The sequence below is a fragment of the Mangrovihabitans endophyticus genome (assembly GCF_014646155.1).
GTDB lineage: Bacteria > Actinomycetota > Actinomycetes > Mycobacteriales > Micromonosporaceae > Actinoplanes > Actinoplanes endophyticus.
This window is the reverse complement of the sequence record NZ_BMMX01000058.1, coordinates 15,315-26,378: the sequence shown is the minus strand read 5'-3', so window position 1 is coordinate 26,378 and position 11,064 is coordinate 15,315. Positions and strand designations below refer to the sequence as shown.

Below are 11,064 nucleotides of genomic sequence, written 5' to 3'. Positions count from 1 at the left end.
GCTCGATGCCGCGGGCGGCGGCCAGGCCGGCCTCGGCGAGGAACCCGGTCGGCGTCAGACCGGCGGCGGCCGCCGCCTTGGCGAGCTCGGCGGTCTCCTGCTCGGTGAAGCGCGGGGCAATGCGCCCGGGCCGGCCCGGGTACTGGTGTCGCCGATCGCGTCCCCGCCCGGTCGGCGGTGTCTCGTGCTGCGCTGTGCTGCTCACGCCGTCGAGCGTGGCGGGCCGGGGTTGGTGGCGGCGTTAGCGGCGACTCGAGCGCCGCGGCGTACGCCCGGCCCCGCAGGCCTCGCTTGGGGTCGACCGCGCCCGGTCGGCCACCCGCTCCGGTAACCCGGAGCACATCTTGCTCCGCCGGCTCAGGCGAGGTTGCGGCGCTCGGCCCAGACGACCGCGGCCGCCGCGGTGGGCATCGGTGTCGACTGCCGGGCGACGTCGCCGGCGATGACCGACACCAGGTAGCGCTCGCGGGCCCGCGCCAGCGCCTGGACCGGCCGGACACGCACGTGCGCGGCCGCGCCCGGCGGCGCGTACACGGCGCCTAGCTCGTCGAGCTGCCAGTGCGCCCGGCCGGCGATCGCGGCGGCCAGCTCGGCATCGTCGATCACGGGCCGACCGTACGCGGCCGCGGCTGGTAACGCTGCCGTCAACCCGTAGCGGGCGTTGCCACCCGCTCACCTGCGCCAACAGGTGGCCGGTTCTCGTTTTGCGATCAGAAATGAGGCGCTGGTAGCGCCCTAGCAACGCCCAATAGGTCGAACACCTGTGCGATAACGTCACGGGCGTGGAGTGGAGTTACCAGGAGCAGCGGCGGGTTCGGGAGTCCGCGACCTATCTGGCGCAGGACGGCGACAGTGAGCGTGCGGAGTACCTGGTGCGGCTGTGTGAGCTGCCCGACGGCCGATGGTGCGTGCATCTGATGGCGCTGCCTTGGGACAGCAGCCACGTCGCGGAGAACACGTTCGGCACTCCGGAGCAGGCGTGCGGCGCGGCCGACGCGCTGTACGCGATGGGCGTCGACGGCGGCCGCTGGGATGTGCGGCGCTGGGGCTGGCAGCGGCCGGCGGCGGCCCGGGCCACCCCGGGCGCCTCGACGGGCCACGGCTGAGCATGGCGACCGGGTCACCGGCGGCGCGGGCGTCGCCGCTGCGGCGTACGGCGCGGGGCTGAGCAGTGCGGGCAGCGCGGCGGTTCGGCCGGCCCGCGCCGCCGGCGGGCGGCCAGCAGGGTCAGGGCGAGAGTGGCGGCGGCCTGGGCGAGGCGCAGCGCCTCGGTGATCTGATCGGGGTCGATCACGGTGGGGGTCCTTGTCGGGCCGGGCCTTCGGGCGGCTCCCGGAAGGCTCTGACCTGGCACCGTCGCCGCGGCCTCCCCGCTGCCAAGCCCGTCGTCGGCCAGGTGCCCGCATCGGACAGTTCCGGATAGCCTTTGACCTGCGGAAACAGCAGGTCAAAAAAAACTTGAGAAAAGGTTGGGGGGTAGCCGCCCTGCCAGCACTTAGAAGGATGGCGTCCTCTGAAGGCTTTCAGTGGACGTCAGCCTGAATCGAGAAGGGCGCCATGCAGCCGGGAGCCGACGAGCAATCGGGCGGCGCCGCGGGTTACGGCATAGAACGGAAGTCGGCCCGCGGCGTCGATGCTTCCGTCCCCACCGGCTGGCTCGACGAGTTCACCGGCACGTCCGAGGACCGCGAGCTCGAGGAGACGATGCAGGCGCTGCGCCGCCGCGAGCGCCTGGCCGAGGACGCCGACCTGGTCACCTGGCTGGCGCTCAACGGCTTCACCGGCACCGACTACGAGCGGTTCGCCTACGAGCTCGTCCGCTACGGCCACGCCGTCATCACCGCCTGGGTCCGCCGCGGCCTGATCTTCGGCAAGTGCCGCGACCGCGGCCTGGGCGGCCTGGAAGAGCCGCCGCCCGGGGCGATGACCCGGCCCGACGTCGCCGAGGAACTCGCCAACGAGACCGTGGCCAAGTCCCTGCACTACTTCCGGGAGAACGTCCTGATGCGCGGGCAGTGGAACCCCAACCGCGGCGCGTCGATCAAGTCGTACTTCATCGGCCAGTGCCTGATCCGCTTTCCGAACATCTACCGGGCCTGGCTGCGCACCGAGGCCACCACCAACGTGATGCTCGTCGACGACCTCGGCTTCCTCGACCGGCCGGCCGGCGAGGGCGCCGTCACCGATCCCGCCGACCTCGCCGTGATCCGCCAGGAGATCGACACCCGGCTCGCCCGGCTGCCCGAACGGACCCGCACCATCATGGTGCTGACCGCCGCCGGCTGGAGCCAGCAGGAGATCGCCCTGCGGCTCGGCACCACGGTCAAGGCCGTCGAGCGGACCCTGAACTACTACCGCCCCGCCGCCACGACCAGGAAGGGAATCGCATGACCAACCCCCTGCCGAAGCCCACCATCCAGACCAGGATCGAGCGGTCCTCGCTCGGCACCGCCGACGCCCGCAAGATGCGTGCCCGCACCTCCGACGCCACCGCCCGCGCGATCGTCACCCGGGCCGCCGCCTACCCCGCCCGGCATACCAGCACGAAAAGTTTTTCTCGGAAAGTTGGGGGATAACCGGCCTACCGGTACTTATGCCTTTGGCGAGCGCGGTCCAACCGGGACCGCATCCCTCCAAGGAGTTGATCCACATGGCTCGAGGTTCTCGCTCCGTGTCCCGTAGCGCCGGCACCGGCCGGTTCGTCAGCGCCCGCACGGCGGCCCGCTCCCCGCGGACCACCACCACCGAGCGCGTCGGCCGCGGCACCGGCAACAGCCACACCGTCAACCGCAGCGCCAGCACCGGCCGGTTCGTCACCGCGGCCACCGCGGCCCGGCACCCGGGCACGACGATCACCCAGCGCGTCTGACGCTCTGACCCCTCCACACAGCGAGCCCTCTCCCCTCGGCCAGGGGAGAGGGCTCGTCGTTTTCCCACACTCGCATTGCGGTCAATCGGTGCCGCCGGTACTACCGGACTGCTCGGGCAGTCCCCACCCGGACCACCACATCGGCAAGTAGCGCGCCAGTGCGGTCGCCCAGGCCGCCAGCACGATCGCCGGGAGCAGACCGACGATCGCCGACAGCACGCACGCCAGCCAGCCGTCTGTGCCGACCACCGCGGCCAGCACGGCGAAGGCGAGACTGAGGACACCGGCCGCGCCGGCCAATACGGCGATCGCCCGCCGGCGGAACCCCCAGCGGTACAGGCTGGCCGCGCCCATTAGCAGCAACGCGACCAGCAGCAGGCCCGCGAAAGCTGCCGCTCCACCTACATCGTGAGCGCCCGCGCCGCTGTAGAGGGTGCCCTGGTAGATGGTCACCGAGATCACCACGAACAAGCTGACGATCCCGAGGCCGATCACGGCAAAGGACGGCCCCTCCCGGCTGAGGTCGTACGGCCAGGGCTGAGGCTGGCGAGCAGGGCCACGGTCAAACAGCGTCATAGACATCGATGATGCCGCATGAATGCTCTAGGTAGTCAATTGGACACTTTCTGCGTCGGTCAGCTGCGTTCCGTCGCCCTCGATACCGGGGTCAGGAGGGGTCTGTCAGGTCCGCGCCTGGCCCGGCGCCGTAAGGCGCCGGAGGCGCGGACTCACAGACTTACAGAGTCCGGCAGTGCCGAGCATGGCGGATCAGCGGTCGGTTGATTCTTTGAGTGAGGCGAGCAGTTCGTCCTCGGTGTTGCCACGCAGCTGCTCGGCTCGGTCGAGCAGCAGGTCGACCGCGATCCGGATCAGGGTGTTGTCGGTCAGACGCTCGCCACCGCGTTGGGTCCGTCGGCGTCCGAGCTGGCGGGTGAGCACGGCGAGCGCGTCGACCTGGTCCATCCGTAGCCGGGACTCCTTGCGCACCAGCTGCAGGTAACGCGGCCCCACGTCAACGTCGACGTCCGGTTCCGGTCGCCGGGCGGCCGGCTTCCGCGGGCGGGCCGGCCGTGACTCTGCAACTTCCGGAGTTCGGGAGTCCGGTACTTCGGTTGTCTGTCGGTCCGCTGCTGGAGGTACCGGCGGAGTGCCGACGATGGGGGACTCGACGGTGGGTGTCAGCGTCGGAGCGGCGCCGCCACCGGGCCGGCTGCGCTGCAGGCGGCCACCGCGACCGGCGGTCACCGCTGCACCGCCAGCAGCTGCTTGGCGAGCTCGGCGAACACGGCGGCCATCTCGCGGGCCGGGCCGGTGCCCAGCGTGCGCAGCGACGTGGGGATGTCCGCGGCGTCCTTGATCGCGGCCCGCTCGGGGATCTGCGGGCTCCAGAGCAGGTCACCGAACAGGTCGGGCAGGCCCTCGATCTGGTAGGAGTGCGCGGTCATCTGGGAGCGGACGCGGGTGACGACGAAGCCGGCCATCCGTAGCTCGGCCGCCGCGCCGGGCTGGCGCAGGCTGGGGCCGTGCTTGGCGATGAAGTCGCGGAAGCGCACGGCGCCGTCGACGCCGTCGAACTCCGGTTCGACGGTGCACAGGGCGTGGGTGGCGGCCGCCATGCCGAGCTGGGTGAGGTGCCCGAGGCTGGGCGGGCAGTCGATCAGGGTGACGTCGTAGTCGTCGTCGACGCCGGACAGGGCGGTGTAGAGCCGGCCGACGGCGCCGAGCACCCCGGCCTCGCTGACCCGGTTCTCCAGGTCGAACCGTGAGGGGATCAGGTCGATGTGCTCGGCGTACGTGCCGTCCCAGCCACACGCCACGACCGCCGCGGCGGCGACGCCTTCCTGATCCGCGCCCGCTTTGACCACCTCGGCGGTGGTGGCCACCGGCTCGGCCGGATCGAACGGCCGGCCCAGCCGGCGGCTGGCGTTGGCCTGCGGGTCCATGTCGACGACCAGGACCCGGTGGCTGGCCTCGGCCAGCGCGGCGGCCAGGTTGACCGTCGTCGCCGTCTTGCCGCTGCCGCCCTTGTTGTTCCCGATCACCACGCGATAGGGCATCTGATCTCCTGACTTCCGAAGTTCGGGACTTCGGAAGTGCCGGAGTCCACGATCGGGACCGTACCGCTTGGCGTGCGAAACAGGGAGTCGGCGCGCGATCGGGTGACTACTGGCCGGCCGGGCCGCCCGGCTGGTCGATCAGGCTGGTCAGCATCGTGATGATCTGGTCGAGCTTGGCGGTGTGCTCACGGCGCAGCGCCTCGATCGCGTCGCCCTGGGCGTGCAGGAGCTCGGTGTGCTGCGACTGGGTGATCGACAGCGCCTGGATCAGGTGGTGCTGGGCGCGGACGGTCTGGGCCATGTCGCCCAGGTCGCGGTCGCCGGAGGCGCGCAGCCCGGACTCCATCCGCAGCCGTTCCTCGATGGCGGCCACACGTTCCTCGAGTCCGTCACTCATGACGGTCATCCTCTCAGTGCGTCGGAGGTCCGGCGGTGCGCCAGCTGGCAGGCCGCGGCATCGTCGCCGTGCTCACACAACGGCACGTTGGTCACCCGGTCGTGACCGACCACAGGTGCCGGCAGGCCGTGCGGCACGTGGTCGTCCGCCCGGGCCAGCCAACGGTGCAGCTCGGCCCGCAGGCTCGCCGGTAGCTGGGCGAGGTCCTCGGGGGACAGCACGAGGTAGCCGGCCGCGGTGAGTCGGTTCGATGCGGTGAGGTCGCCGATCCGGCGCCGGGCGGCAGCCGCGCTGGTGACGTTGGGGTTCTTCGGGGCGGGCATCGACGTCCCCTCTCAATTCCCGCGCCGGGCGCGGCGGGCGGCGGCCAGGTCGATCGCCGCGGGCTCCAGGGCGGCCGCGAGGGCCTCGTCCTCCCGCCGGCGGGCCTCGGCCCGATTCCACCGGTCCAGGTCGAGCTGGTACATCTCCTGAGCGTGCTCCCAGCGGGATCCGCTCGCGCCGAACGCCCGGTGGCCGTACTGCGCGCACCACTCGGACACGGCGACCTCCGAGGTGTAGGGGCTGCCGATGTTGCAGCGCGCGCAGATCGGCCTGGTCGGCGGCTCGCCGGCGTCGGGGAAGACCTTCTCGAACCGATCGGTGCCCGCGGTAGCCAGCAGCACGGCCCGCTGCAGCGCGGGCAGCACGTCCCGGGCCACCTCGGCGGTCAGGAACCGGGGAAGCGGGGTGCCGCTGTGCTCGCTGTCGTCGAGCCCGAGCGCCCGGTTGGTGACCTGGGCCAGGAACGTGCCGATCGCGGCCCCGTACAGCTCCGCCCGCCACTCGCCGTTGATCAGGCGGGGGCTGATTTCCTCATCGGCGATGACGATCAGCTCACCGAAACCGGGGTTGTCGACGGCCAGTTCCCAGCCGTCCGGGTAGAAGATCATGCTCACTATTCGCCCTCCTGTCGCTGCCTTCCGCGTCACGATACTCGATATCGTGTATCGAGTCGATGAACGCCGGAACAGGCAACTTACAGACTCTGTTACTTCGGGAGTTCGTCACTTCGCACCGCCGGAGTGGTTGGCGGCCGCGGCCGCTATCGCGCGGGCGGCCGCGAGCCCGGGGCCGCCGCGATCGCGGACGGCGATCGCGTTCTGCTGCGCGTGCTCGGCCCGGGCGGCTTCGGCGGCCGCGCGCCGCGCCGCGGCCGCCGCGACCGAGGCCGCCCGGCGGCGCTCGGCCACCTCGTGCTGGTGCTCGGTGTGCCGGCGGGCCGGGTATGGCGGCTGCAGCTCGCCGGTCAGCGCGTCCTCCAGCAGCTCGCGCAGCATCCCGACCGGGGTGTGCAGGTCGACCGGCAGCGGCCGGCCGGCCCGGACCCGGGTGACGAAGTCCACGACGTCGCCCGCGCTCCACCGCGGGCCCAGCCGGGCGCCCAGGGTGGCCGCGACCAGGTGCAACGGCTCGTAGCGCAGCCACGTCCACAGCTCGCGCAGCGCGAGGGCCAGCCGGTACGCCCAGTCGTGCCACTCCGGGCGCCGCCGGCGCCGCGGCCCGGGCGTAGCTTCCGGCCCAAAAACACCGTTAACGGGTGACGGACCGCCCTCGCGGTAGGGCGTCCTAGGATGCCGTACGGGGTGTGTGCCATCCGGCCGGGCCACGACGGACCCGCCACCGTCAAGATCAGCGCGAGGGGTCCTCGTCGATGAGCGCGAAGCGCCGCCTTCGCCTTTCCCTCGGCCGCGGCGCGGCCGCCGACGAGTGCCCAGAGTTCCGCAATCTACGAAGGTAGAGGCCAAACCCCTTAAGCAGGAGCTAACGCACTCACCTCTAGACACCGTGTGGGGGGTGCAGATATTCGCTGTGCTCAGATGGCTGGCCAGGGTGGTCGCGGCGGTCCTGGTGGCGGCCACGGCCTGGCGCAGCCGGACCCGCTCGGCCCTGGTGGCGATCGTGGCGGCGTCCGGGGCCCGCCCGGTGCCGCGGTAGGGGGCGTCGTGGGCGTCCAGAGCGCGCTCGGCGTCGACGAGCAGCTGCTGCCCCCAGCCGAGCAGCTCGTCCAGGGCGGCCAGGGCGGCCGGGACCATCCGGTCGCGGGCCGCGGGGTCGGCGCTGCGGTGCACAGGGCGCAGGTCGTAGACGGCCCGGTCGTTGCCGCGGCCGGTCTCCATCCGCTCCGCGAGGGTGAGCCGGCGCCCGAGCACGGTGCGCCGCCAGGCGCGGATGGCCACCCCGCGAGCCCAGGCGGTGCTGACCGCCCGCTCGCTCACGCCGGCGAGCTCCGCGCACTGCTCACGGCCCGGCATCGCCCGCCGGCCGCTGCGGAAGTCGGCGTCGACGGCCATCACCGCGGCGACCATCCGGAACGCCGACGGCCGGCCCCGGGCCGTGCCGGCCGCGCGCTCGAGCGCATCGCGGGCCAGGGCGTCGGCGAGCAGCTCCACCGCGCGGCCCCACCGCGGCGACACCGCGGCGCCCCGGCGATCCGGATCGGCGTACGCGGCCAGGACCTGCCGCAACCGCTGCACCCAGCCGGTCAGCCAGGCCACCCGGCCCGCGGCCTGCTCGCGGGCTGCCAGCCGGGCGAACTGCTCGTCGACGGCGTCCTGCTGCTCGGCCAGCCACCGCTCGTTCTCGGCGTCCGCGTCGGCCAGCCACGACCAGCCACACAGCCAGCAGCCCGGATCCGGATCCGGATCGAGGCTGTCGCACGCCGCGCACGCCACCGGCAGGTCCTCGACCCACTCGATCGGCTCGACGTCGGCCCGGCCGCGGCGGCCGGCCTGGCGCTCGCGCCGGCGCCAGCACTCCAGGCACAGCGGCGTCGGATCGCCCTCGATGCGCTCCGGCATGCCCCACTGGTCGCGGCCGGCGGCCGCGCACGGCGAACACGGCACCCGCAGCCCGGTCTCGTAGCCGGCCTGCAGCATCCGCGGCACCCGGTCGACGTCGACCAGCGCCAGCTGCCCCGGCAACGCCGGCCGCGGCGGCAACAGCCGCAGATGATCCCGGCACGCCGAACCCCAGCGCGGATCCGCCGCCGGCCGCTGCTCACCGGCCGCCGCGCACGGCGTGCACCAGCCCGGCGAGGGCAGCACAGCCACAACCGGCAAAACCGGCTCCCGCAGCGCGGTCACGACGCGACTCCCACGCCGTCACCAAGCGCATCACGCAGCCAGGCGCGTACAGAACCCCAGCTCAACCGGGGTGAACTCGCCACGCGCCGGACCAGGCCGGCGGGGGCGGTGACAAGAGCAGGCGGGCACTTCCGAACCAGAGCGCACGGCAGCATGCCGACACGCCCACGGCGATTCGGAGACAAAAAAAGCACCCGCCCGGAGGTGGGTGTTATGGTTGCCTCCGAGCTTTAAGAGCCTCAAATCCCTGGTGCGCGGCCAAACGACAGGGGGTTTGGGGCTTTGCTTTTGCTATGGACTTAGCTGTCTGGCTTGTGGGCTCTCCCTAGATCACAGAGTGCTACCGGCGGATCGTACGTCGCACCCGGTATAAAACCGGGCATCGACACGCTGTTGTACGGGCTGGAGCGACGACCTTCTGACAAGGTCCACATTGGGCCCGACGCCAACCAACCATCTGCGTCGGCGCGCTGGCAAGCTGTCTCCAGCTGTCTCGAAGGCGCCACAGGTTCACAGTTCAGGCGGCTTTTTGGCCGTGTTTTTGACCGTGAGCGAGCTCGATGACCTCTCGCCGGAAGTCTGCGGCGGCGGCTACGGCAGCAGGGTCCGTTTCCAGCTCGACGAGATGGCGGTAGCCCGTTTCGTTGAAGTGCATGATCATGACCCGCGCGTCTGGCGTGCCTTCGTCGAACAGCCACCAGTCGGCGTCACCAAACGGCGCCGGCGGAATCTGGGCAAGCGCAGTCCGTGGCAGATAGTCGATCTGTTCACCGGCTTCGACGTTCCACCTGTCCATCCAGGCCATCCAGCGCTGATAGTCGGTGATCGGGGAGTCGACAATGCGAATCCGACCAATCGTCTTGCCGGCGGCCCTCTGAGCAGCCACCTGGTGCATCCACGCGCCGAGCTCGGGATTTTCGAGCGGCGACTCTGGGTGTCCGTCCAGGAAGGCTCGGAGCTGGGCTTCTTCGTAGCCGATGTCGTACTGCCGTTGCTGCTCGAATCGCCAAGCGCTCGACTGGTAGTCGCGCAGCTGCTGCCAGAACTCGGTCTCTGGGCCGGCGTCGGTCAAGATACGTCGCATGATCTTCTCCTTCAGGCGCTGCGGTGTTGCTGCATTGCGTCGCTGATGATGGCCCGAGCGCTATCACCCTCCACCGCGGACTCCCACAGGGAGTCCATTTCTTTGTTGAATTTGGCCACTTCTTCGGCGAGCGTCCGCTTCTCGTCGTCGATCACGATGTCGACGTAGCAGGTATCGCCGTAGAGCTCGAAGGAGCCGGTCATCGGCTGACCGACGCGTTGACCCAAGGGATAGATGCCTAGACGCACGTTGGGCAGACCTATGGCGGCCTGCAGCAGCGTCAATTGGCCCTGCATGATCTCGGGTGTCGGCCAGCCTGAGCGAAGGATGCCTTCGTGCAGGATGAACTCGAACTGCCGTCCCGGCTCGTAGAGATAGCGGACGCTCGCTTGCCTGGTGGCAACGGCCTCCGCGACGTCGTCGACGGAGCCGTACTTTGCGTGCAGTAGCTGCAAGACAGCCCTCGTGTAGTCCGGGGTCTGGAGGAAGCGGGGAATCCACACCATCTCGGCGAATCGGAATGTTGTGCAGGACTCGATCAGCTGGTTGTAGGCGGTCTGCACTGGCTGCTGGCCGTCGCGGAACCGGCGATCGAAGTTGGTACGCAGCTGCTGCGCCTCGGCGAGCATTGCGCGCCACTGCTCCAACTGAAGATCACTAGCGCCTGTCGCGGCTGCCCATAACGCCAGCTCATCGCCTGTGGGCAGCTGCTTTCCACCCTCGATCCGGCTGACCTTGGATTGGTGCCAATCGAGGGTCTCAGCGAGCTGCTTGGCAGGCATCTCACCGCGGGCGGTGCGCAGCCGAGTTGCCAGCCCGTCGTGGCTGGTAAGCAGCTCGGTCACCTGTGGGGTTTTCATCCTGCTCTCGCTTCCTCGGGTTCGTGGACTGCCAGGTCGTAGCCCCGAGGGATGGGATTGAAGATCCGGCCACGCTAGATGAGTGTGGTCGCCGTCCCCAGGCCCGCGGTGACGGGCCTGGGGACTCGGCAGGCGTCAGATCTTGCCAGCGAGTCTGGCTTCCACGAGCTGATCGATGATGTTGGCCGGGATCTCAACCCCTGCCTCGTTCGAGGCCAGCTGCCGCAGCTGGCCCGTCGCGCCATCGGAGAGCTGCCAGCCCTGGATTACGAAGGTGTCCCGGTCCGTGCGATACGCCGCGGGGCACCCACCGCCGCCGGAGCTCCAGTCCTTGAACAGGAACTCCAAGGTCATCTCATCCATGTCGAGCCTTCCGTCCGGATTGACGAGCTGTCCTTGGATCATCGCACCGGTTGGTGCATTTGCACAGTCGATCCCCTCCTTCCGTGCATAAGCCGAGCTGGATCCGCGTGTTGGACTACTTCCTGGCGCGCATGATCCTAGCAAGTTGCATGATTAGCTTGACAAGTTGCACGATTGCGAGCAGCGTTGGAGCGGACGGCATCGCTTAACGCGCAACTGGCGGCATCGTCCCTTCCCGTCCGGAAGGACAGAGGGCCGGGCCCTGGCAGGCCCGGCCCTCTGCAAAACGGCACTGATCCACGACTTGGA

General features: G+C 70.4%; 16 protein-coding genes and 1 pseudogene. 4 read left to right on the top strand and 13 right to left on the bottom strand.

The features are described 5' to 3' along the window. Positions 1-205: pseudogene (locus tag IEY73_RS30305) on the bottom strand (hypothetical protein); the annotation flags it as partial. Between the two features lie 152 nt (positions 206-357). Next, positions 358-606, bottom strand: coding sequence for a hypothetical protein (locus IEY73_RS30300; protein WP_189082770.1), 249 nt, complete (start codon positions 604-606; stop codon positions 358-360). 176 nt (positions 607-782) lie between these two features. Here IEY73_RS30300 and IEY73_RS30295 point away from each other — a divergent pair, with 176 nt between their 5' ends. Beyond that, the gene (locus IEY73_RS30295) at positions 783-1,106 is read left to right on the top strand and encodes a hypothetical protein (protein ID WP_189082769.1); all 324 of its coding nucleotides are present in this window, start codon (positions 783-785) and stop codon (positions 1,104-1,106) included. A gap of 14 nt (positions 1,107-1,120) precedes the next feature. Here IEY73_RS30295 and IEY73_RS30290 read toward each other — a convergent pair whose 3' ends face one another. Further along, on the bottom strand, positions 1,121-1,294 hold the full coding sequence (locus IEY73_RS30290) for a hypothetical protein (protein ID WP_189082768.1): 174 nt from the start codon (positions 1,292-1,294) through the stop codon (positions 1,121-1,123). A gap of 263 nt (positions 1,295-1,557) precedes the next feature. On the opposite strand from IEY73_RS30290, the gene IEY73_RS30285 reads away from it, so the two are divergent. From IEY73_RS30285 to IEY73_RS30275, 3 genes are all read left to right on the top strand, one after another. Further along, entirely contained in the window at positions 1,558-2,391 is an 834-nt protein-coding gene (locus IEY73_RS30285; RefSeq protein ID WP_189082767.1) for a sigma-70 family RNA polymerase sigma factor, read from the top strand. Beyond that, on the top strand, positions 2,388-2,576 hold the full coding sequence (locus IEY73_RS30280) for a hypothetical protein (protein ID WP_189082766.1): 189 nt from the start codon (positions 2,388-2,390) through the stop codon (positions 2,574-2,576). Before IEY73_RS30285 ends, IEY73_RS30280 begins: the two co-directional genes overlap by 4 nt. Positions 2,577-2,650: 74 nt before the next feature. Beyond that, complete coding sequence (locus tag IEY73_RS30275) at positions 2,651-2,869, top strand: ABC transporter ATP-binding protein (RefSeq protein ID WP_189082765.1); 219 nt, start codon at positions 2,651-2,653, stop codon at positions 2,867-2,869. A gap of 81 nt (positions 2,870-2,950) precedes the next feature. Here the strand turns inward: IEY73_RS30275 and IEY73_RS30270 are convergent, their stop codons facing one another. The 10 genes from IEY73_RS30270 to IEY73_RS30225 all read right to left on the bottom strand — a co-directional run bounded on the left by IEY73_RS30270 (position 2,951) and on the right by IEY73_RS30225 (position 10,797). Further along, positions 2,951-3,445, bottom strand: coding sequence for a hypothetical protein (locus IEY73_RS30270; protein WP_189082764.1), 495 nt, complete (start codon positions 3,443-3,445; stop codon positions 2,951-2,953). A 192-nt stretch (positions 3,446-3,637) separates the two neighbouring features. Further along, positions 3,638-3,832 carry a hypothetical protein gene (locus tag IEY73_RS30265; RefSeq protein ID WP_229716300.1) on the bottom strand — a complete coding sequence of 65 codons (195 nt, stop codon included), beginning with the start codon at positions 3,830-3,832 and terminating at the stop codon, positions 3,638-3,640. Positions 3,833-4,110: 278 nt separating this feature from the next. Further along, complete coding sequence (locus IEY73_RS30260) at positions 4,111-4,926, bottom strand: ParA family protein (RefSeq protein WP_189082762.1); 816 nt, start codon at positions 4,924-4,926, stop codon at positions 4,111-4,113. Positions 4,927-5,032: 106 nt separating this feature from the next. Further along, positions 5,033-5,323 carry a hypothetical protein gene (locus IEY73_RS30255; RefSeq protein ID WP_189082761.1) on the bottom strand — a complete coding sequence of 97 codons (291 nt, stop codon included), beginning with the start codon at positions 5,321-5,323 and terminating at the stop codon, positions 5,033-5,035. Between the two features lie 5 nt (positions 5,324-5,328). Beyond that, positions 5,329-5,646, bottom strand: a complete 318-nt coding sequence (locus IEY73_RS30250) for a hypothetical protein (protein WP_189082760.1) — start codon at positions 5,644-5,646, stop codon at positions 5,329-5,331. A gap of 12 nt (positions 5,647-5,658) precedes the next feature. Beyond that, positions 5,659-6,261, bottom strand: a complete 603-nt coding sequence (locus IEY73_RS30245) for a hypothetical protein (RefSeq protein ID WP_189082759.1) — start codon at positions 6,259-6,261, stop codon at positions 5,659-5,661. 108 nt (positions 6,262-6,369) lie between these two features. Beyond that, positions 6,370-8,448: a hypothetical protein gene (locus IEY73_RS30240; RefSeq protein ID WP_189082758.1), complete on the bottom strand. Its 2,079-nt coding sequence runs from the start codon at positions 8,446-8,448 to the stop codon at positions 6,370-6,372. Positions 8,449-8,965: 517 nt separating this feature from the next. Then, the gene (locus IEY73_RS30235; RefSeq protein WP_189082757.1) at positions 8,966-9,532 is read right to left on the bottom strand and encodes a DUF6879 family protein; all 567 of its coding nucleotides are present in this window, start codon (positions 9,530-9,532) and stop codon (positions 8,966-8,968) included. Between the two features lie 11 nt (positions 9,533-9,543). After that, complete coding sequence (locus IEY73_RS30230; RefSeq protein WP_189082756.1) at positions 9,544-10,377, bottom strand: helix-turn-helix domain-containing protein; 834 nt, start codon at positions 10,375-10,377, stop codon at positions 9,544-9,546. 150 nt (positions 10,378-10,527) lie between these two features. Continuing rightward, entirely contained in the window at positions 10,528-10,797 is a 270-nt protein-coding gene (locus tag IEY73_RS30225; RefSeq protein WP_229716299.1) for a hypothetical protein, read from the bottom strand. Between the last annotated feature and the right edge of the window lie 267 nt (positions 10,798-11,064).

Excerpts from the sequence above, each read along its gene's own strand:
- IEY73_RS30285 (WP_189082767.1), top strand. The coding sequence starts at position 1,558 with ATGCAGCCGGGAGCCGACGAGCAATCGGGCGGCGCCGCGGGTTACGGC.
- IEY73_RS30280 (WP_189082766.1), top strand. The coding sequence starts at position 2,388 with ATGACCAACCCCCTGCCGAAGCCCACCATCCAGACCAGGATCGAGCGG.
- IEY73_RS30275 (WP_189082765.1), top strand. The coding sequence starts at position 2,651 with ATGGCTCGAGGTTCTCGCTCCGTGTCCCGTAGCGCCGGCACCGGCCGG.
- IEY73_RS30270 (WP_189082764.1), bottom strand. The coding sequence starts at position 3,445 with ATGACGCTGTTTGACCGTGGCCCTGCTCGCCAGCCTCAGCCCTGGCCG.
- IEY73_RS30265 (WP_229716300.1), bottom strand. The coding sequence starts at position 3,832 with ATGGACCAGGTCGACGCGCTCGCCGTGCTCACCCGCCAGCTCGGACGC.
- IEY73_RS30260 (WP_189082762.1), bottom strand. The coding sequence starts at position 4,926 with ATGCCCTATCGCGTGGTGATCGGGAACAACAAGGGCGGCAGCGGCAAG.
- IEY73_RS30255 (WP_189082761.1), bottom strand. The coding sequence starts at position 5,323 with ATGAGTGACGGACTCGAGGAACGTGTGGCCGCCATCGAGGAACGGCTG.
- IEY73_RS30250 (WP_189082760.1), bottom strand. The coding sequence starts at position 5,646 with ATGCCCGCCCCGAAGAACCCCAACGTCACCAGCGCGGCTGCCGCCCGG.
- IEY73_RS30235 (WP_189082757.1), bottom strand. The coding sequence starts at position 9,532 with ATGCGACGTATCTTGACCGACGCCGGCCCAGAGACCGAGTTCTGGCAG.
- IEY73_RS30225 (WP_229716299.1), bottom strand. The coding sequence starts at position 10,797 with ATGATCCAAGGACAGCTCGTCAATCCGGACGGAAGGCTCGACATGGAT.